Source organism: Candidatus Uabimicrobium amorphum, from assembly GCF_009002475.1.
In the GTDB taxonomy this organism is placed as follows: domain Bacteria; phylum Planctomycetota; class Uabimicrobiia; order Uabimicrobiales; family Uabimicrobiaceae; genus Uabimicrobium; species Uabimicrobium amorphum.
In genome coordinates this window covers 4,574,256-4,593,703 of sequence record NZ_AP019860.1, presented here as the reverse complement: position 1 = coordinate 4,593,703, position 19,448 = coordinate 4,574,256, and the positions used below count along the sequence as shown (strand labels likewise).

At 39.4% G+C, this 19,448-nt stretch carries 21 protein-coding genes; 1 reads left to right on the top strand and 20 read right to left on the bottom strand.

From position 1 onward, the window contains the following. Window positions 1-3: 3 nt before the first annotated feature. The 13 genes from UABAM_RS16690 to UABAM_RS16630 form a co-directional block, all read right to left on the bottom strand. Complete coding sequence (locus UABAM_RS16690) at window positions 4-702, bottom strand: flagellar motor protein MotB (protein WP_173013370.1); 699 nt, start codon at window positions 700-702, stop codon at window positions 4-6. Further along, window positions 692-1,465: a motility protein A gene (locus UABAM_RS16685; RefSeq protein ID WP_151969146.1), complete on the bottom strand. Its 774-nt coding sequence runs from the start codon at window positions 1,463-1,465 to the stop codon at window positions 692-694. Before UABAM_RS16685 ends, UABAM_RS16690 begins: the two co-directional genes overlap by 11 nt. Window positions 1,466-1,487: 22 nt before the next feature. Next, window positions 1,488-2,126 (bottom strand): MotE family protein, encoded by a 639-nt coding sequence (locus UABAM_RS16680; protein WP_151969145.1) that lies wholly within the window; start codon window positions 2,124-2,126, stop codon window positions 1,488-1,490. A 3-nt stretch (window positions 2,127-2,129) separates the two neighbouring features. After that, entirely contained in the window at window positions 2,130-2,540 is a 411-nt protein-coding gene (locus UABAM_RS16675; protein ID WP_151969144.1) for a hypothetical protein, read from the bottom strand. Window position 2,541: 1 nt separating this feature from the next. Further along, on the bottom strand, window positions 2,542-3,855 hold the full coding sequence (locus UABAM_RS16670) for a FliI/YscN family ATPase (RefSeq protein ID WP_151969143.1): 1,314 nt from the start codon (window positions 3,853-3,855) through the stop codon (window positions 2,542-2,544). Beyond that, a complete protein-coding gene (locus UABAM_RS16665; protein ID WP_173013369.1) occupies window positions 3,833-4,456 on the bottom strand; it encodes a FliH/SctL family protein in 624 nt (207 codons plus the stop codon). Before UABAM_RS16665 ends, UABAM_RS16670 begins: the two co-directional genes overlap by 23 nt. A 4-nt stretch (window positions 4,457-4,460) precedes the next feature. After that, the gene (locus UABAM_RS16660; protein ID WP_151969141.1) at window positions 4,461-5,474 is read right to left on the bottom strand and encodes a flagellar motor switch protein FliG; all 1,014 of its coding nucleotides are present in this window, start codon (window positions 5,472-5,474) and stop codon (window positions 4,461-4,463) included. Between the two features lie 6 nt (window positions 5,475-5,480). Beyond that, entirely contained in the window at window positions 5,481-7,025 is a 1,545-nt protein-coding gene (fliF, locus tag UABAM_RS16655) for a flagellar basal-body MS-ring/collar protein FliF (RefSeq protein ID WP_151969140.1), read from the bottom strand. A 294-nt stretch (window positions 7,026-7,319) separates the two neighbouring features. After that, window positions 7,320-7,643, bottom strand: coding sequence for a flagellar hook-basal body complex protein FliE (fliE, locus tag UABAM_RS16650; protein ID WP_151969139.1), 324 nt, complete (start codon window positions 7,641-7,643; stop codon window positions 7,320-7,322). Window positions 7,644-7,651: 8 nt separating this feature from the next. After that, entirely contained in the window at window positions 7,652-8,053 is a 402-nt protein-coding gene (gene flgC / locus UABAM_RS16645) for a flagellar basal body rod protein FlgC (protein WP_151969138.1), read from the bottom strand. 12 nt (window positions 8,054-8,065) lie between these two features. Then, window positions 8,066-8,413 carry a flagellar basal body rod protein FlgB gene (locus UABAM_RS16640; RefSeq protein ID WP_151969137.1) on the bottom strand — a complete coding sequence of 116 codons (348 nt, stop codon included), beginning with the start codon at window positions 8,411-8,413 and terminating at the stop codon, window positions 8,066-8,068. Further along, window positions 8,406-9,563, bottom strand: coding sequence for a tetratricopeptide repeat protein (locus UABAM_RS16635; protein ID WP_151969136.1), 1,158 nt, complete (start codon window positions 9,561-9,563; stop codon window positions 8,406-8,408). Before UABAM_RS16635 ends, UABAM_RS16640 begins: the two co-directional genes overlap by 8 nt. After that, window positions 9,560-11,056 (bottom strand): tetratricopeptide repeat protein, encoded by a 1,497-nt coding sequence (locus UABAM_RS16630; protein WP_151969135.1) that lies wholly within the window; start codon window positions 11,054-11,056, stop codon window positions 9,560-9,562. The genes UABAM_RS16635 and UABAM_RS16630 overlap by 4 nt, the downstream gene beginning before the upstream one ends. Window positions 11,057-11,242: 186 nt before the next feature. Here UABAM_RS16630 and UABAM_RS16625 point away from each other — a divergent pair, with 186 nt between their 5' ends. After that, window positions 11,243-12,631 carry a flagellin N-terminal helical domain-containing protein gene (locus tag UABAM_RS16625; protein ID WP_151969134.1) on the top strand — a complete coding sequence of 463 codons (1,389 nt, stop codon included), beginning with the start codon at window positions 11,243-11,245 and terminating at the stop codon, window positions 12,629-12,631. 74 nt (window positions 12,632-12,705) lie between these two features. Here the strand turns inward: UABAM_RS16625 and UABAM_RS16620 are convergent, their stop codons facing one another. The 7 genes from UABAM_RS16620 to UABAM_RS16590 all read right to left on the bottom strand — a co-directional run bounded on the left by UABAM_RS16620 (window position 12,706) and on the right by UABAM_RS16590 (window position 19,446). After that, a complete protein-coding gene (locus UABAM_RS16620; RefSeq protein ID WP_173013368.1) occupies window positions 12,706-14,082 on the bottom strand; it encodes a sigma-54-dependent transcriptional regulator in 1,377 nt (458 codons plus the stop codon). A 170-nt stretch (window positions 14,083-14,252) separates the two neighbouring features. Beyond that, complete coding sequence (locus UABAM_RS16615) at window positions 14,253-14,846, bottom strand: hypothetical protein (RefSeq protein WP_151969132.1); 594 nt, start codon at window positions 14,844-14,846, stop codon at window positions 14,253-14,255. After that, on the bottom strand, window positions 14,843-15,262 hold the full coding sequence (locus UABAM_RS16610; RefSeq protein WP_151969131.1) for a hypothetical protein: 420 nt from the start codon (window positions 15,260-15,262) through the stop codon (window positions 14,843-14,845). Before UABAM_RS16610 ends, UABAM_RS16615 begins: the two co-directional genes overlap by 4 nt. Window positions 15,263-15,269: 7 nt before the next feature. Continuing rightward, entirely contained in the window at window positions 15,270-15,485 is a 216-nt protein-coding gene (locus UABAM_RS16605; protein WP_151969130.1) for a hypothetical protein, read from the bottom strand. Next, window positions 15,482-16,207 carry a sigma-70 family RNA polymerase sigma factor gene (locus tag UABAM_RS16600; protein ID WP_151969129.1) on the bottom strand — a complete coding sequence of 242 codons (726 nt, stop codon included), beginning with the start codon at window positions 16,205-16,207 and terminating at the stop codon, window positions 15,482-15,484. Before UABAM_RS16600 ends, UABAM_RS16605 begins: the two co-directional genes overlap by 4 nt. A gap of 105 nt (window positions 16,208-16,312) precedes the next feature. Beyond that, window positions 16,313-18,397: a flagellar biosynthesis protein FlhA gene (flhA, locus tag UABAM_RS16595; protein ID WP_151969128.1), complete on the bottom strand. Its 2,085-nt coding sequence runs from the start codon at window positions 18,395-18,397 to the stop codon at window positions 16,313-16,315. Then, window positions 18,394-19,446, bottom strand: a complete 1,053-nt coding sequence (locus tag UABAM_RS16590) for an EscU/YscU/HrcU family type III secretion system export apparatus switch protein (protein WP_151969127.1) — start codon at window positions 19,444-19,446, stop codon at window positions 18,394-18,396. Before UABAM_RS16590 ends, flhA begins: the two co-directional genes overlap by 4 nt. Window positions 19,447-19,448: the final 2 nt, after the last annotated feature.

Here is a 19,448-nt window from a genome sequence, read left to right as displayed (position 1 = left end):
TTGCTAAAATTCTTTAGGCTGTTCGTTCCATACCACAATATCCACCGTGGATTTTTTTTTGTTCAAAAAACCATCTGTTGGAAAACAACTCGCAATGGTTAGGCGGTTGGGATTGATTTTGTGACGTACAAAATAATTCCAAATTTTATATCCACGTTTTGCCGCCACAACGTAAACTTGCGATTTCTTTTTCACGCTGCGTGGATACGCATAGCATTTTATGGTAATTTCATTGTCTGTATGTTTTATAAACTCGGCAATGGAATCTAATATCTCGTAAGATTGTTTGGACAACTTCGTTTCATTTCGATGAAAGTAAATCTGCGTTTTCAAGAGCAAATACTTATTGTACATCGTCTCATCAATGGGCACTTTGGTTTCTAACTGAATAGGGTTTCCCTCTTCACCTTGGTAGGGCCCTGGAACTTCACTGTGTCTTTTCGAAGGACTTTTGATAAAAGCGGTCGTACGACTTTGTACACTAGAGCTATCGCGTTTAGGTTCACGTAAAACCCCTATCGAACCTTGTAGTGACCCTCTTACCAATTGAAATTCCTTCGAGTCGAATGCCGAATATGTAAGTAGCAATACAAAAAACGTCACCAACAGCGATATGATGTCAGAAAACGTGACTACCCACTCGGGAGTTTCCGGACCACCTCCCATATCTATTTTTTTTCTGGGTCTTCTTCTATTTGTCATTGTTGTCATCCAATTGATAGCGTTTACGTGACGGCAAGAATACTTTAAGGCGTTCTTTCATAACAAACGGATGTTCTCCAGATTGGATTGCCAAAATACCTTCGGTAATAATTTCGTTAATGACTTGTTCTTCATAGTTACGCGACTCTAGTTTTCCCGCAAGTGGTATAAAAACTAAATTCGCCATAAGAGCGCCATAAAAAGTGGTCAAAAGAGCAACGGCCATACCGGCACCGATTCCTGATGGATCGGATAAATTCTGTAGCATCTGCACCAAACCAATAAGAGTTCCGATCATTCCAAAAGCGGGTGCAGCTGCTCCCATTGAGTCGAGAATTTTCTTTCCCATGGCATGTCTAGTTGAGATAGCGTCCATTTCCAAAGTAAGAATATCGCGAATAATCTCTGGTGGCGTATTATCAATAACCATTTGCATGCCCCCTTTCATAAAGGAAGGCATTTCATCCATTTTCTCTTCTAACGACATAATTCCGTCTTTACGAACAATCTGATTATATTCAATCAGTTGTTTGATTAAATTGTGAGGTAATATAGAAGTACCTTGAAAGGTATTTTTCACAATCGCAAAAGTGCTGGTTACTTTAGCAAGAGGAAAGTTGATCAAAGTAGAAGCAATCGTACCTCCTACGGTGATTAATATCGAGGGAATATGCAAAAAGATACTTGCTCCACTGCCCATTAGAATGGAGCCAAATATTAATCCCAGCCCAAGTATTATTCCTCCAAGTGTTGCTAGATCCACTTATATCTCCTTTGGTTAATAATTATTTGACATTCTGCATGAGCTGTGTAACGTCTTTTACAATATCAGGATTCAAAGAAGCAAGTATTTTCGATGCACTGCGCGAACTCATGGAGAGAAGAATTCTCGCAATGACTTTTGGTTTCATTTTATTCAAACGCTGCGATGCCTGTTCCGCTTGCATCCCTTCAAACATTTTCGACAGTTTTTTTAAATTCTGCACCTGTTGCTTGGTCAAAGGGGTGTCGTCACCATCCGCAGTTTTCTTCGCGCTTTTCTCAATTTCTCCATATAGTAAGCTAACTTTTTGCATCAACTTCAAAACTTCTAAACGACGTTCCTCAATATCTTGGCGGAAACGTTCTAACTCTTTTCTTTCGATTTCCAAACTTTTGAGTTTTTCGTGGTATTCTCTCTTCACTTTTTTTAGTTCATCAGACAAACGCGACACTTCTGCGAAAGAAAAGGGTGAGGGTAATGAGTAGTTTACTTTTTGCGGTCGCGTGATAGTTTCTTGTTTGGCAATTTCATCCTTCCCAAAAAGGGAATCCAAAGTTTCGCTATTGAGTCGGCCTTGCATAAATAAAATAATCAATACAAACATCCCAAAGGCACATAAAGCCGCAAAACCTGTAATAAGCCATTTCATTTGTCCTTGCATAATCTATACCACTTGCCTACTTAGTTCAACGAGAAGCGCCTCCTCTTTTGCTTGCTCTTCTGCGGCTTCCTGCTTCTCTTTTTTTTCTTTCATTCCTTCGATAAGAACACGGTTTTGCATTTTCTCTTTCAATTTTTCTAATATTTTTTCGCACTCTGTTTTACAATCCATCGTCTGTTTTTGAAGTTCTACAATGTATTTTTTTATCTCTAATGATTGGTTATAGGCAAACTGCAAATTGATAGGGTTCATGATGGAACTGAGCTTTTTTGCATAAGAATTTGCACGATTTTGTAGTTCGAGAACCTCTTGTTGTAAACGATTGTGCTTTTGCTGCAACTCAGCATATTCCTGTTGATAATTTTTTTCATAGATTTTATTTACTTTGATTAAAGTATCCATCCATGAAGCCATTTTATTCTCCTTTGACAATAGAACCAAGATTTTGCAACATATCCTCATAGTCTTCTGTAGTTCGTAAGTCTTGTCGCAAAAACTGTTCCATTTGTTCATGTTTTTTTATTGCCATATCAATTAAGGGGTTACTTCCGTGCTTATATGCTCCAATATTGATCAATTCTTCTGACTTTGTATAAGCACTGCGTAAATGACGAAATCTATTCGCAAGATCCTGGTGATCGCGACCAATCACGTCGTTCATTACACGACTCACACTTTTTAGAATAGAGATGGCGGGAAAATGGCCTCGTTGCGCTAGCTCGCGATCGAGAATAATGTGACCATCAAGTAGACCACGCATTGTATCCGCGACGGGTTCGTTAAAATCGTCGCCCTCAACAAGTACAGTCAAAAACCCGGTAATACTACCATTGTCCGTGTTTCCCAAGCGTTCCACCATTTTTGCCAGCTCATTATATAAAGATGGTGGATAACCGCGTAAGGTCGGTGGTTCTTTACGCGCAAGACCGATATCTCTTATGGCCATTGCCACACGAGTCATCGAATCGCAGAGAAATAAAACATTGCGTTGCTGATCTCTAAAATATTCGGCAATGGTCAAAGCTGTCAGACAAGCTTTGTAACGTTCAATGGGGGAAGCGTCCGAAGTAGCAACAACGAGAACGCTCTTGGCCAAACCATCCCGTCCCAAGGAATGATTGATAAAATCCATTACTTCGCGTCCACGCTCTCCGATCAAGGCAATGACCGAAATATCCGCTTCACTATTTCTCACCAAAGATCCCATTAGTGTACTTTTACCAACACCACTTCCGGCGAAAATGCCTATGCGTTGCCCTTTGCCACATGTAAGAAGGCCATCAATCGCACGGATAGAGGTTTGGAAAACCTGCTCGATGGGGGGACGTAATAACGGATTGGGGCATTCGCGCTCTACAGGAACTTTATTACCTTTTAACAAAGAGCTTTTATCGAGAGGTTTTCCAAGACCATTGAGAACCATTCCCTGTAGAAAATCACCTACGCGTATCGTAAATTTTTGATGACACTGCTCTACACGATCACCACGTCCTACACTCTCTAGGGTTTCTAAAGGCATCAACAAACTGGCCTCTTGTTGTATACCGATAACCTCACAAGGTATTTTTTCTTTGTGTTTGTTAATGATATAGCACATCTCACCCACTTTGGGCGCGATCCCGGAGCATTCGATAATTAAACCAGATATTCGCTCGACATGTCCCTGACACTTTGCCCACTCGATAAAACGTAGATGATCGCGATAGTTATTCAGGTTTAACACAACCATCACCTTCCCTATGCACTGCGTTAAAAATAGAGTGCAGTTGTTGCAAACGATCTTTTAGGGAGATACTAATTTTCCCCCACTTCGTTTTCATAACACAATCCGCTCTTTCAACGCTATTGTCGGCAATTAAACTGATATTATTCAAAGATAGTTCTTGTAAAGTCTTTATATCATCGGGATGACAGTGCAGTTCTAGAACTTGTATATCTGGAGAAACTTCCTGAAAACCTAAGTCGACGATCTTGTCGATAGCATAGGCTCCACGCGAAACTTGTTGCTGCATAAGATGACCAACAACTTCAAGAATAAAATCGATTATTTGTGGTTTTATTTCTTCAAAATTCAGTCGTTGTTTTAATTCGTTTATGTTTGCATCGATACGCGCAAGAAGAACTTGTATATTTGCTTGTGCTTCGTTGTTTTGATGTTGCTGTTCGCGTTTTTGACCTTCGGCAACTCCCTGTTCAAAAGCCTGAGCAACTTTCGCTTCCATCTCGCACTGCAATTGTTGTATGATCCCCTCATAATCAGGTTTTGCTTCTCGGGAACATACAGCAATTTTTTTTATACTTTTTCCTAGATGTAAACATACTTTTTCCATAAAGTTACTCCAGCATACCTTCTTGTCCATCTTTTAGGATGCGTATCACCCCTTCTTCTTCCATTGTCTTTACTTCTCTCATAATGAGCTGCTGTGCTTGTAAAACTTCGTCTGCAGGCAGTGGGCCAAGAGCTTCTTTTTCGTCCAAAACAATCCCTTGAACTCTCTTGGACATAGCGCTTAAGATGTGCTCCTGTAAAGCTTGCTCGACACCTTTTAAAGCCATCGCAACTGTTTTGGACTCCACTTTTGCCATAACTTTTTGAATATCTCGGGTTGCGACAAAAATAAGATCCTTGAATACCAACATGTAACTCTGAATTTTTTCGACTATTTCAGGAGAATCTTGGCTTAGTCCATCCAGTATTTCTTTACTACCTCCCAGATTATGTAGAATCTCGGCAACATCTTTGGCTTTTTCGTCATTGTCGCGTTTAATAATAGATCTTCCTTGCGACCATGTTGAAGCTGTCGTCCACAACCGTTTTGCAATTTCGCGTTTCACTTCTGACGGACTTTCGCGTAATGTTAAAAATCTCTTAATAATATCAATACGCTCATTTAAAGAAAAAATGCTCAATATTTCAGCGGCTTTTTCACGATCCATATGCGCGAGAACTAATGCCACAGTTTGTGGATGTTCCACCTGAAGAATATTACCCAACGTACCGCTATCTATATCACTCAAACTATCAAATGACTGATCGGAAGACTCTTGTATCTGATTGATTAAACTTTCCGCTTTGATAGGACCAAGCGCTTCAGATACCATACTATACAACTGCGTAAAGGATTGATTAAGAACGGTGAGGTCTTTCAAATTTTCTAAGTATTCTTCAAAAATTCCCTCAATAACTTCTTTTTCAATGTCGACTTTTTCGATCTCTTTTTTTGCCTGAAATAGCAAAAACAATTCCTCATCGTTAAAAGACTTGATCGCTTCAACAGCCACATTTTGAGGTAAGTTACCGATAATTAAAGCGCATTTTTGTTTGCCAGTGAGTTTTAGATTCATCATAATCCCTTATTCGCGTAACCATTTTTTCAAAATAGAAGCACTTGTTTTTGGGTCTTCTTCGAAATTTCGTTGTACTTGTTCGAGAAGTAATTGTGTCGAAGTCTTCTCGATAACTTTGTCTTGTATTTGATTGATTTTGGCCTGCATCTCTTCTTGTATTTTTCGTTTGTTTTCTTGTTCGCGTTTTTCGGCTTCGATTTTTGCCTTTTCTTCTTTCTGTTTATTCAATATCTCGCGACGTTTTTCTCCTACAAGAATAAAGTAAACCAAATATGCAAGAATCGCGACGATCGCTAACATAACCAAATTTTTAACCATCGCATAAATAAGCGGAAATTTTTCTTGCCAAAAAGGAACAGCAGGCTTTTCTTTTACGACATTCTGTTGAAAAGGCAACGCATTTACTTCAATGGAATCACCACGTTTCTCATTATACCCCACACTTTCTTTGACGAGTTTTCCCAGTTGTTCTTGTTGCTCCTTCAACGAAACATCCACCACAAGGGCCACAGATAAACGTTTTAAGGTTTCGGCTGGCTGTTCAATTTCCTTTACTGTTTTGTCTACCGCATAAGAAGTGGTGCGCTCTTCTTGTTGTTGCTGTCGTTCTTTGAAACGTCGCGTACCAGAATTTCTTTGTACTTTAGAACGACTACTTGTTGAGCCTACGGGATAGGATTCTTTTGTTGTTGTCGTATTGGTTGTTTCACTGGCAATAATTTGATTTTCAGGATTGTAAATTTCTTGGACTTCTTTGACTTTTGTAAAGTCAATCTCGACATTCACTTTTACAATAGAGCGACCTTTTCCCAAAATCGTATCCAACATCGACTGTGCTTCGTGCTGTAGATACTTTGACATCCATTTCTGTTTTTCGACATAGCGCGTAGGCATTTGCTCTTCCATTTCCGAGCCATATAAGACATGACTATTTTGGTCGAGAATCGTCACATCTTCAGGGCGTAAACCTTCCACAGCATTGGCAATAAGATAACAAATCCCCTGTATCTGCTGACGTCCCAAATACTCTCCAGACTGTATCTCTAAAACAACAGAAGCCTTTACTTTTTTGCGCTCACGGTTAAATATGGATGGCTTTGGACGTGCAATGTGTATTGTTGCGGAATTCACTTGCATCAAACTACTAATCGTACGGCTCAGTTCTCCTTCCAGAGCGCGATTGTAATTTACTTTCTGTACGAATTCGGTAATACCAAACGAATTGGTATCAAAAATCTCAAACCCTACTCCGCGACTTTTGGGCAAACCTTGTCCTGCAAGCTCTAAACGCAACTCATGAACTTTGTCTTGCTCCACCAAAATCGCCGTACCATTGTTTTGCAATTGATAAGAAATAGATTTTTCTTTTAAGATATCCACAACTTGATTGGCATCTTCGATGTTCAGTCCACGAAAAAGCAACGTGTAATCCCCGTCAGAATGGGTAACGAAAAAATACAAAAGGCTTGCCAAAAGTAAACTAACGACTGCGGCAAGCGATATTTTTCTATTTTGACTTAAATTTTTCCAACGTTTGTGCAATTCTTTCAAGTTGTGCTCCGTTTAATATGATGCAAAGAACTCGCGGTGGTCTTTGTGTTTTACTTGATTGTAAAGAGGGGATCTTGGTCGTAGTCGTAACTTGATACTTATGAAACGGTTATAACTCTTATGTTGTCATCCCTGCAAAAGCAGGGATCCAGCATCTACAAGTCAACTTTATATTGCTGGTTTCCCGCTTACGCGGGAATGACATGCTTTGTGAGTCTTCATTAACTGGTACGTAACGGTTACGGTCACGACTACGGTCACGACTACGGTTACGACTACGGTCACGGTCACGGTTTAGATAGACATACGCATAATTTCTTGGTATGCATCTACCGCTTTATTGCGAACCTCCACCGAAAGTTTTAATCCCAAATCGGCTTTGTGCATAGATAGCATTGCTTTATGAATATCACGCGATTGACCGCTGCCAATATTTTCAATATTGGTTTGTGCATCCTGTTGTAGTTGATTTACTTCATTCACTGCATTGTTTAAAGCCTTGCCAAAACCATTCTCGTTTTGTGTAGTATTCGCGGAAGTATTTGTTTGGCTTGCACTGTTCATCGCGGCTTTTGCCATATATATATTGTTGTTTGTAGATAATTGTATGGGAATCATTGTATATCCTATTCCAAACTAATTGTTCGTTCCGCAATATCTTTAAACAATTTACCTGCCAGAAGATTCGCTTCATAAGAACGTGCTGCGGTAAGTAAATCCACCATTTCAAAATGCAGATCAATATTTGGTTTGTGAACATAGCCACTTTTGTCCGCATCGGGGTGATTGGGGTTATATTCGGTAATCGGAGAAGATTCATCTTCTACAACCTCAGCAACAACAACTCCCGCTTTTTCTTTATTTAGCAACTCTTCAAAAATAGCTTCTTTTCGTTTGTAGGGAGTTTTTTCACCGTTTTGACGCGTGGTGTTCACATTTGCCAAGTTTTGCGCGATAATATTCATGCGTGTTCTTTCCGCGCGAATACCTGTATTACTTATATTCAAACTACGAAATAAATTTTCCATAATATACCTCCTTTAAAAGTGCCCGCGAATAGCGCCGTTTAGACCTCTAATTTGGAATGTTAGCGAACGCAAATATGCTTGTTGCAATAGATTGTTCTTCGTAAGAGTTCCCACCTCGTCTTGTAGGTACGTAGAGTTGTCGTCAACGCGTTCGTTCTCTTCGACTTCGACAACTTGCGGTTTTACCTTTAATAAGCGTTTATTGTCCGCACTACCGTTTTGCAACAAGTCTTCAAAGACAACTTCTTTTCTTTTGAAATTTGAAGTATTGACATTTGCAATATTATGCGCAACCACCTTATGACGTAATGCAGAGACATCCAAAAATTTTGCAACGACATTTATGTTTTGATCAAACATCTCCATTTTCCTTCTTTAACTTAAGCTGTATGCGTTGAATGTAGTTCTTACAACGTGAATCCAACAACTGTAGTTGTTGTAAAATTTGCTGTAGGGTCTTTACTTGTACTTTTTGATCTTGTATTTGCTGTCGCAGATCTTGGGAATATTTCGCAAGTATTTTGTATTCATTTTTTTCTGGCACTAAAAAAAGCTTACGCTGTGACTTATGCAATTTTTTTGCCATAAAAGTAATTTTTTGCTGATATCTTTTAATTTTTTTCATATAGATCTTGATACGAGCCAAATATAAAGCGGCATTAGGTTCTAATACCGAAAAATCTTTTTCTAATAATTTATGGAGAACTTTTAAGCTTTTGCTATTTTTTCCATACCATTTATGAAGATAACTCTTCGTTTTTTTCGCACGACGTTTCGTTTCCACCGGATTCGCGGGCACAACTTCTTTCTCTATAGGCTGCTCTTCTACTGCATTCGTCACATTTAAAACGTCTTTACCTGCGGGGATTTCTTTTAACGGTTCTTCTTTTGGTTGTTCTTCATCTTCGTTATTGGTTTGTTGCGGCGACTCATAGAGAGCGATGTCTTGCTCCATTTCTTGCTTCCATCGCAAATAGTCAATAGACCATCTGCTTTGTCTCCGAAACATCGGCTCGTCGCGCAGTAAATTAAAGAAACGTTCTGCCTCATCGTAATCCCCCTGTGTTTCGTGAGCATAGCCTAATTTATATAATAGAGACGGGAACTTATCGTTGACTTTAGCATACATACCCAACGCTTCTTCGTATCTGTTTTGTTTCCAATATATATCTCCCAAAGCAAGATAATTCTTTCGCGAAGGAAAAGTACGAATGATAACTTCTTGGCGATTACGATCATCCCCATCGCCATCGCTTTCTTCTTCTAGCTGCTGCGTTTTTGCCTGCTGTTGTTGTTCACGCATTAGTTTGTATTGCTCTTGTAGAGTAGTTAATTTGCGTAATTCGGCCTGTAGTAATACTTTTTTATCGAGAAATGCCCCTTCGCTGGCGGAAGCCAACTGATCAATTTTTTCGTAAAGAGCTTGTATCTTTTTCTGGTAACCTTCGGAAGTTTCTTGGGCAAACACATAGGCATTCACAAGTCCCAGCAATAGAAATAACCACTTCATTCATTTTCCTCCAGTTTTTTAATCATCGAACTCACTTCAATACGCGAAAAAGCGTTCTCTGCTTTATCTGTCTCTCCTAGTTCTAAATAGCTCTTTCCTAAAAAATCAAGTGCGTGAGACATGACAGCATGCGAAGAAATCTTATCTTTATATTGGTCAAAAGTCAGTATACACCCCTTGTAGTTTTTTGCTAAAAAATCACATTCCATTAAACGCAGATATGAATGCTGCGCATTCCAATGATCTATCTGCTTTAGAACATATTTAGCCTTTTGCCATTCCTTCATCTGTTGATACGTATCCACAAGTTTCTGAGCCAACGGCATACGACAACGATTGTTAATTTCAATAGAATCTAATACCTTCTGCATTACACTAGCGGCACGTTCATATAGGCCTATTTCCATTAGAGCTGTTCCCGCCATCATTCCCGCTGCGGAACGCACTTCGGGATCGGGATCGGTAAACAACGGTTTTGCGAGAAAAAACACGGTAAAATCTTTATTACCTTTGCGTTTCACAAACTGTAATTGCAGCATTCGTACCTTAGGGGATAATGGATGAGTGTAGTATTCTTGGTAAAAGTGAACCAACTCTGAGTTGATATCAATATCGTTGCCCATTTGTAGAAACGTTACAATCTTGTGATAAACAGCTTGCGCTTTAATGGATGACTTCGCAGGGGCAATTTTTTTTATATAATCAAATGATTGCAAAGCTTTTTGGTACTCTTTCTGTTGTAAATATATAGTACCTAATTCCAAATGCAGTTGTGCTTTGTTACTGCTCTTTTTTTGTAATAAGTATTTGTATACCTTAATTGCCTGCACTAGTTTTTGTTGCCGACGATAGCATTTTGCGAGCATTAATGATGCGGTGTCTTCATGTTCGTGTTCGGGAAATAAATCAAAAAATCTTTTCAGTGCTTTAATCGCCAAGGGAGTATCTTCACTGAGAATATAACAATGAGCGAGTAACAACAATGTATTTGGCAACAAGTAACTCTTTGGATATTGACGATACAAGTTGTAAAACTCGGTTTGCGCCTCGCGGATGTCCCCCTCTTGCATATACAAAAAGCCCAAGTCAAAATAAATTTTGTCTGCACTTTTGTATTCAGAATATTCCACCAAAAAACTGCGATATGATTGAATAATGGCATATTTATTTTGGTCTTCGAGGTGGAGTATACGAATAGAGTTGCCCTCTTGTAGAGAGTAACAATCTCCACACCCAAGTAGACACTTAAGAGCATAATCAAAGCTGCGTCTTTTTAAACTTACGACCGGTTTTATTTTTTCCAAAGTACCTTGTAGCCACTTTTCACACGATACCTCTCTTTCCTCTATCTTGGTCATGCGATCAATAAGAGACCACAGGTTTTGTTCCCCAGCAACAATGGTATAACTACTATCTTTATTACGCTTTATAATCGCTTCGGCATTGAGAGAAATAATCCCGGTACAAATAAATATGAAAAAATACTTCACCATACAACTCCTTTAAAATATAGACGTCCGCGCATTTCCCCATTACAAGAAAGCAAAAAATTTGCCAGAAAAATAGATTTTGCCATAAAGCTAAAAAAATACCTGCCGATAATGGGTAGTAACCAATCGAAAAGAGAGAAAAGTTCTCGATTTTCCAATTTAAAAAATATGTTCAAGGAGGGGTTGCTTATGGCTATTTCTATAAACAACAACGCTTCATCCTTAAATGCTTCGCGACAACTCAATAAGTCGCAGAGTAATTTAGGGAAATCTTTCGAAAAATTATCATCAGGTCTACGTATCAATCGCGCCGCGGACGATGCTGCGGGCTTGAAAATATCCGAACGATTCAATTCACAAATCAAAGGATTAGGTCAAGCAATACGCAATGCCAATGATGGAATCTCTTTGGTGCAAACTGCCGAAGGTGCTCTCAACGAAACAACAAGCGTTCTACAAAGAATGCGTGAACTCGCCGTACAGTCAGCAAACGGAACATTCAGTGATAGCGATCGTTCGTCCATTCAAGACGAAACAGGTCAGTTGATTAAGGAAGTCGATCGAATCGCTTTAGAGACTAGTTTTAACGGTAGTAAAGTACTCGATGGCTCCGCAAACAACATCCAATTCCAGGTGGGAGAAAACGCAGGGCAAAATATTTCGATCTCCGTACGTGGAGCAACAAGTAAAAGCTTTGGACAAATCGCCAAGAATACCGGAGGTGCTGCCGTTGACGCAAACGCACTCGGTGTGGGTGAATTGGAGATAAATGGTCAGCTCGTAAGAGGTTCTTCAAACTTTGCAGGAAGCGAAGCGGGACAAACCGCGGATAGTGCTTTTGCAAAAGCTGCTGCCATCAATGCAAGTAACACGGGTGTTCGAGCGGAAGCACAAGCCACAGACGTACAAATAGCAGCAAGTGGTGTCGCTGTTGATGCAGATGAAACTCTAGAAATAAACGGTGTTTCGGTATTCGACAATAACCAAGGATCAAGTATTGGTTCTGCCGAAGAGCTAGCGGAAGCTATCAATGCTGTTTCTTCTGAAACCGGTGTAGTTGCAGAAGTAGACAATGTAAATGATACCTTCACTCTAACAGCTGCTGATGGCCGAAATATAGATATCGCCACCACAGGTACCACCACTACTTTTACCGCAGGTACCACACGAGGCGAAGTCCAACTAAGTAGTACAGATAATATTGAACTTGGCGGAGACGTTGCATCAATCGGTTTTACTGGTGTCACCGGGATTGCCAAAGATTCGGACTCTATTCGCGACATCGACTTGAGCACTCAAGCTGGTGCAACAGAGGCGATTGAAAGAATAGATGCGGCTCTAAGTTCAGTAGGTGACAGTCGTGGAGAATTGGGTGCGCTACAAAATCGCTTTGAATCTACTATTTCTAACCTCAGTAATGTAAACGAAAATCTTAATGCTGCCAAATCGCGACTTGTAGACACTGATTTTGCCGCGGAATCGATTAACTTAACGCGAAACCAATTGTTGCAACAAGCGGGAACCTCGATACTTGCACAATCAAAGGCTAGTTCACAAATCGCATTAAACTTACTATAGAGAAAAAGAAATATCTTTATGATCAAAGTACTTATGGTGAGGCAAAATGACGCACACCTTACAAAAAAGCTGAGTCATTTTGCCTCATTAGGGTTCTCGTTTTGAGGTATAGAAATTTCAAAGCGTTTGAGTTTGCGCCACAAGCTCTTACGCTCTATACCTAATATTTTAGCGGCTTGCGTTTGATTATAACTTGTGTGCATGAGTACTTTTTCTAGGTATTTCTTTTCCATTTCCTTTAGAGTATATAGTGAGTCAAAATTCAGACTTGGAGAGGATGTTTTCGATTGTAATGCCGACGGTAAGTCCTGTTTTTGAATTTCTTTACTGTTGGAAATAATCACGGCATGCTCAATTGCATGGTCAAGTTCCCTTATGTTTCCCGGCCAATCATAGTTAATAATTGTTTGCATCGCTTCTTTGGAAAAACTTTTCTTCGTATTTGGGGAATATTTATTTAAGAAGTGCTGGGCCAAAAGAGGAATATCTTCTCGCCTTTGATGGAGCGGGGGAAGGTCGATACTAAAAACATTTAAACGATAATATAAATCGCGACGGAACTTACCTTCGTTGACCATCTCCTCGATATTATCGTTGGTGGCCGTAACAATACGTACATCTACTTTGATTTCTTTGTCACTACCAATCGGTGTTATTTCGCGTTCTTGTATCACGCGAAGTAGTTTAGGTTGCAACTCTAGAGGCAGATTTGTAATTTCATCGAGAAATAAAGTTCCTTGGTGCGCCCGTAAGAAAAAACCTTTCTTTTTGCGAACTGCTCCGGTGAATGCTCCTTTTTCATGCCCAAATAATTCACTTTCCAACAAAGAGGACGGAATAGCTCCACAATCAATGGCAATAAATGGGTGTTTACTTCGCAAACTACTTTCATGAATTGCTTTGGCAACTAAACTCTTCCCTGTACCACTCTCCCCTTTTACAAAAACAGTCGCATCACAATGTGCAACTTGAGCAATACGCGTCATCACTTTTTTAATTGCAGGTGTTTTACCGATAATAAGCGACTGATTTGTCTGCAATTGTACTTTTAACGACGCGATTTCCCTTTGTAATTTACTGTTGTCAAGTGCACAACGAATCAAGGTTTGTAATTCGTATGGCTGCACGGGCTTCGACAAGAAATAAAATGCCCCTAACTTCATCGCTTCTACGGCTATTTTTACATCTCCATGCCCTGTAATAAAAATAATGGGAATATGCGAATACAATTTATTTTCTTTTATTCGCGAATAAAGCTCGATCCCCGAAACATCTGGAAGAGAAATATCCAAGAGAATTAAATCTATTTTGTTATTCTCTAGAGTTGCCAATACATTATGCCCTTTTGTCAGAGCAAATATTTCTTCATACCCGTCATCTCGTAAAATAGCCTCTAGTGCGTCAATGTAGAGCTCATTATCATCTATAATTAAAATACTCTCTTTGCTCATAATAACATCTCCTAGTTTCATTTCGGAAAATTGGCGCACATAAATTCAAAGACGAAAACAATGTAGAAATTGCATTAGGCACACTTAAAATACCACAAGGTAATATATTACATTTTTTTTTGTTTATAAACAAACTTTTAAAATTATGAAAATAAATAAAAAGACAACTACTACCGTATCATATTTTCTGCTTTGTGGAATATGTTTGAGTGGTGTAATGATTTTGTTAGTTGTAGGCATGAGTGACGAATAAAACTTTGCGGAGATATATTTCGCAAACGATTACCTTTGCCAGGCGTCGTCGAAAAAAATTCCTCATCGACAAAAATACCATCGGCAGACCATAAAACATGACCGTCGTGTGCGGCAATTAAATCAACCTTCAACCCCAATTTACAGGGAAGATCTTGATAGGTGGTTACACGCCCTCTTATGATGGCTTGGGCCTGAAACACCCGAGAAGCTTTAATGATATCATTTGCAGGTAACAGTTGATCACTTCGTGATAAGGAAAGCTGCATTTGTCGTACTTGAGCGGCAGAGGCAATGACAACTTCAAATTTTTGTTGGTGCTGGAGAGCTTCCCCGAACAACGAAGTAATGTTATGTTGCTCGGATTTTCCATGTAGTTGAAAAGGAAAAACAACTACGCGAAAAATTTTATATTCGGAGAAGTGAGGAGATAGGTATGCACTTGTCGAAACACCTGGTGTACGACAACTGGAGAACAATATACAAAATAGTAAGACAATGAATTTCTTCATGAACCATCTTTTTCTAACTGCATTTTTAGCTCGAGTATTTGCTGTTCTAAACGTACTTTTTCAATAAACAAATCTAGTATTGCTTTTTCTTGTTCTTTCGTTAAATTTTCCGTTTTCTGTAGCTGATCTTCCATGTTGGCATTTACTTTTTTGTAAAATTCCAATTCGTTGTGCACAAAAGTAACTTCGTTTTTTAAATTCTGCTTATCCAGCTTTTCCTGAGTGACCATATCACGCATTGCATTATATTTATTTTTTAGCATAGAGATTTGCTTTTGTGTGTTGTGTAACAATGTGAGAGGGCTTTGCTGATGATTTTGCAGCTCGCGAACAGGGCTGGGTTGTGCTAAGTACCCATGAGAAGGGTTCGTAGCACAACTACTTGCCAATATGAAAATAAGTAATATCCTACACATAAAAAACTCAATAAGAAAAATGAATGACAATAGATTTACCACAACCGCAATTTACGACAACACCTGTCACAACATCAGCGTTCTTTTGTACGCTAACTTGAAAATCGTGATCATGAATCACTTCATCATCATTGTATTTTTTTGTTCCTTGTGGCGTAAGATGTTCGTGATAAACCACTTTCTGATTTTTAACAATCGACGACTCTACTAACGTACTTTTCATTGACTATTCTCTTTTCTTAAGTACTGATTTAGTTGGTAAATAGCACGTGAGTGAAGATGTGATATCCGCGAAGGTGACACTCCTAATACTTCACTGATTTCTTTTAGCATCAACCCTTGGTAATAATAAAGTGTAACCACTTGGTGCTCTCTCTCAGGTAACTTGGAGATTGCTAGGGCCAATTGCTCCTCTAGTTCCTTCTTCTCTGCAGATTTCGAGGGATCATCTCCACGTGGATTTGTCAAAATAGATAAAAAAGCATTGTCTTCACTATTTGCATCTTGGTCAATCGACAAGAAGGTAATACCACGTAAAGCGACGAGTAGCTCACTAATTTCATCGTAGCTCATTTCCAAACGCTCACTAAGTTCTTCTAGTGCCGGAGGGTATCCATATTTTTCGTGTAACTCGTTATATTCACGACGAAACAACTTGAGCTTATCGCTAAAGTTACGCGAAAAAAATGAGGTCTTACGTAACTCATCAAGGATAGCTCCGCGAATTTTAGTATATGCGTATGTTTTTAGTGATGATCCCAATGTTGGATTGTAACTATCAACAGCAGAAATCAAGCCTATAATGCCAACTTCGATAAAGTCTTCCACATCTAGAAATGAAGGTATATTGATAGACATTCTACCAACGACATACCTTACCAGAGGTAAAAAGTTCTCGATAGTTTTATCTCTATCATTTATTTGCTTCTGGTTGTAAGTTAGCATATCAAAAGTTTTCCTTACCTTTCACATAATAGTTTTTTTGTTTTTACAGCAATAATAATGCCAATTGAGAAAAATTATAGGCTCTCTGTAGGGATTCAAGTATTCTTAAATCTGAACCACACCAATGCATTGTATCTGTGGAACGCTCATCACTTCTTGAAAAGATAATACTGGAACATCCGGCAAGGAATGATTAATAAGTTCGCGAATACCATAACGAACGTCGGCACTCACTAACAAGATCGGAAGTCCACTCACCACCGCGGTATTTTGTTGTTTAATACTACTAATAGACGTCACTAACTTTTGTAAAAAATCAGGAGCAAGAGGCGTTTTGCTCGATGATGTAATTACCTCGCGCAATGTTTGCTCATTTTCAGGTGCAAGCGTAATGACAGGCAAGCTACCATCAGAAGACTGATATCGCGAAGTAATACTTATGGCTATGTCTTGACGTACAAAGGTAACTAGCTGCGCCATATCTTTCGTTTTTGTAATATGCTTTGATAGACTCTCTAAAATACGTGGTAGGTTCAAAATAGGAATTTGTTCCAACAGCAAACTTTGTAAAACTTGATGTAGTTGAACTAGAGACACTTGATCAGGGATGGTATTTTTCACAAGAATAGGATAATTTTTTTCTGCGACATCAACGAGGAATTGGACATCATCACGTGAGAGTATGGCATAAGCACTTTTCTTGATAGTTTCCGACAGGTGTGTCACAAGCACAGATGCGGGATTAATGACAGTGTAACCGAGCATTTCCGCTTTATCTTTCTGCACAGAATCCACCCACTTGGCAGGTATCCCAAAAGCGGGCTCTTGAACTTTTATACCGACGAGTTCATCAGAGTCCTGATTTCCAAGAATATTGTGAATATCATTTTCCAGGTTGCTTTCCTCTTCTCCAATCACTAAAAAGAGATCGGGGTACAATGTATTTTCCGCAAGTTTTTCCCCTTCCATCAAAATACGATAATTATTCGGTGGAAGTTGTATATTGTCGATAACATGTACCGGAGGAATCACAATACCATACTCTTGGGCCAACTGCTGTCGCAACGAAACAATACGTGACATAAGAGTGGGGTGTGAGTAGGTATCAGCGATCTCGACGAGTTTATAACCAAGTTCAATACGCAAACGATCTAAACGCAGCCACTGTTCTTCGCTAGGCTCTTGCGGCACATCTTCGGTTATTTGTTCCGGTTCTTGTTGTTCCCGTTGTTTTTTTTCCGTACGCTGCATATTGTAAAAGACAAGACCCGACGCCATTGCCATGATAAAAAACGGAAAAAAAGGCAAGCCAGGCATGACGCTGAAAAGTAAAATAACTGCCGTTGTCATCGCTAGAGTACGAGGGTAACGTGTTAATTGCGTTTTAATTTCATTTGCCAAGTGCGAGTTGGAAGAAGTTTTGGTAATTAAAATCCCTGTAGTTACCGCAATTAAGAGAGCAGGAATCTGACTAACTAATCCATCTCCCACAGTCAAAATGACATATTTTTTCACCGCTTCGCCAATAGACATTCCCCGCATAATACCCAGAATAATACCACCGAGAATATTGACAATAATAATAATGATTCCGGCAACAGCATCACCTCTTACAAACTTACTAGATCCATCCATCGCCCCATAGAACTCTGCTTCTTGGGTAATTTCTTTGCGTCTTTCGCGTGCGGCATCTTCGGTAATCGCTCCAGCATTTAAATCGGCATCAATGCTCATTTGCTTACCAGGCATGGCGTCTAGTGTAAAACGCGCGGCCACTTCGGAGATGCGACTTGCCCCTTTCGTAATCACAATAAATTGAATGATGATCAAAATGGTGAATAGAATCATCCCGACAATGGGGTCCCCTCCCACAACAAAGAAACCAAAAGCTTGGATGACCGATCCGGCATCACCGTGGAGTAAGATGAGACGCGTAGAGGCAACGTTTAAAGACAGACGAAATAAGGTAATGATCAACAAAATAGAGGGGAAAGACGAAAATTCCAACGGTTGCCTTATATTCAAAGTAATGAGTAGTAACAACACAGTCGTGGAGATACTAAGACAAATTAAAAAGTCTAAGATTTCTGGTGGGAAAGGCACAATCAATATCAATAAAATTCCCACAATAACTCCGACAAGCAATATATCACTTTCGTCGCGTAGTAAATTTGATATTCTCGTCATCATTTAACCTTTTTTTTGGAAAATACATACACTAGAACAGATGCCATTGCTTGATAGAACTGCTCCGGTATTTCCTGGCCAGGTTCTACAAGGGAATACAGTGATCGTGCCAAAGGTTTATTTTCAACAATAGGAACCTCATTTTCATTTGCAATGCTGCGAATTTTTTGTGCAAGATAGCCTTTTCCTTTTGCCACCACTTTCGGAACAGGACTTTTTTCTTTGGAATAAAAAATAGCGATCGCAAACGTTGTTGGATTGGTGACAACTACTGTCGCTCCGGGAACCTCTTGCATTGCACGAGAATGCGCCATAAGAAACATTGCTTGGCTCCTCTTCTGTTTTATTTCAGGAGAACCATTTTCTTGCTTCCATTCGTCTTTGATTTCTTGTTTAGACATCTTCAACTTGTTTTCACGTTGTCGCCATTGCACAGCGTAATCCACCGCACCGATAAAAACTAGCATCAAGGTCGAGTACAGTACTATTTTTTGCAAAGCGGTACCCAACTCAAAAGCCAAGGAATCAACATTCGCGGGATATCCAGCTAGCCATAGGTAAAAAATAGGCACAACAACGAAATAACTCACGGTAACAATAACCAACGTTTTGGCAATAATGAGAAACGGTTGCGCCGCTTTACTAATGCTGAACATATTTTGTACGTTTTTTACGACATCAAGCTTGTCGAGAGAAAATTTTACTTTTTCTTCAAAGACAGCAAATTTAGTTTGCGCACCACCAATAATGATCGTTATAACTGCGGCAAATCCGGTAATGGGTAGCAAAATAGTCATCACGTCGCGAAAAATTTTTTGTGCTAACCACGTCTCGTCAATAGAACGATCGACAAAAGAGGATGGTATGCTAAAAAAATCTTTGATGATGAGCTGTAATTGCGTGACAATAAACGGACCGACTGCTTGTATAAATAGAGCAACAGAAAGTAACAGCAGTGCTGCATCTAAATCTTTACTACGAGTAAGATTTCCCTTCTTGATCGCGTCTTGTCTTTTTTTATCGGTTGGTTGTTCCGTTTTTTCGTCGCTCATCT

What these genes read in the sequence shown, in the direction of transcription:
- UABAM_RS16600 (WP_151969129.1), bottom strand. Translation starts at nt 16,207, where the DNA reads ATGCTAACTTACAACCAGAAGCAAATAAATGATAGAGATAAAACTATC.
- UABAM_RS16615 (WP_151969132.1), bottom strand. Translation starts at nt 14,846, where the DNA reads ATGAAGAAATTCATTGTCTTACTATTTTGTATATTGTTCTCCAGTTGT.
- flgC (WP_151969138.1), bottom strand. Translation starts at nt 8,053, where the DNA reads ATGGAAAATTTATTTCGTAGTTTGAATATAAGTAATACAGGTATTCGC.
- UABAM_RS16605 (WP_151969130.1), bottom strand. Translation starts at nt 15,485, where the DNA reads ATGAAAAGTACGTTAGTAGAGTCGTCGATTGTTAAAAATCAGAAAGTG.
- UABAM_RS16625 (WP_151969134.1), top strand. Translation starts at nt 11,243, where the DNA reads ATGGCTATTTCTATAAACAACAACGCTTCATCCTTAAATGCTTCGCGA.
- UABAM_RS16690 (WP_173013370.1), bottom strand. Translation starts at nt 702, where the DNA reads ATGACAAATAGAAGAAGACCCAGAAAAAAAATAGATATGGGAGGTGGT.
- UABAM_RS16675 (WP_151969144.1), bottom strand. Translation starts at nt 2,540, where the DNA reads ATGGCTTCATGGATGGATACTTTAATCAAAGTAAATAAAATCTATGAA.
- UABAM_RS16640 (WP_151969137.1), bottom strand. Translation starts at nt 8,413, where the DNA reads ATGTTTGATCAAAACATAAATGTCGTTGCAAAATTTTTGGATGTCTCT.
- flhA (WP_151969128.1), bottom strand. Translation starts at nt 18,397, where the DNA reads ATGATGACGAGAATATCAAATTTACTACGCGACGAAAGTGATATATTG.
- UABAM_RS16635 (WP_151969136.1), bottom strand. Translation starts at nt 9,563, where the DNA reads ATGAAGTGGTTATTTCTATTGCTGGGACTTGTGAATGCCTATGTGTTT.
- UABAM_RS16620 (WP_173013368.1), bottom strand. Translation starts at nt 14,082, where the DNA reads ATGAGCAAAGAGAGTATTTTAATTATAGATGATAATGAGCTCTACATT.
- fliE (WP_151969139.1), bottom strand. Translation starts at nt 7,643, where the DNA reads ATGATTCCCATACAATTATCTACAAACAACAATATATATATGGCAAAA.
- UABAM_RS16670 (WP_151969143.1), bottom strand. Translation starts at nt 3,855, where the DNA reads ATGGTTGTGTTAAACCTGAATAACTATCGCGATCATCTACGTTTTATC.
- UABAM_RS16630 (WP_151969135.1), bottom strand. Translation starts at nt 11,056, where the DNA reads ATGGTGAAGTATTTTTTCATATTTATTTGTACCGGGATTATTTCTCTC.
- UABAM_RS16680 (WP_151969145.1), bottom strand. Translation starts at nt 2,126, where the DNA reads ATGCAAGGACAAATGAAATGGCTTATTACAGGTTTTGCGGCTTTATGT.
- UABAM_RS16660 (WP_151969141.1), bottom strand. Translation starts at nt 5,474, where the DNA reads ATGATGAATCTAAAACTCACTGGCAAACAAAAATGCGCTTTAATTATC.
- UABAM_RS16590 (WP_151969127.1), bottom strand. Translation starts at nt 19,446, where the DNA reads ATGAGCGACGAAAAAACGGAACAACCAACCGATAAAAAAAGACAAGAC.
- UABAM_RS16665 (WP_173013369.1), bottom strand. Translation starts at nt 4,456, where the DNA reads ATGGAAAAAGTATGTTTACATCTAGGAAAAAGTATAAAAAAAATTGCT.
- UABAM_RS16610 (WP_151969131.1), bottom strand. Translation starts at nt 15,262, where the DNA reads ATGTGTAGGATATTACTTATTTTCATATTGGCAAGTAGTTGTGCTACG.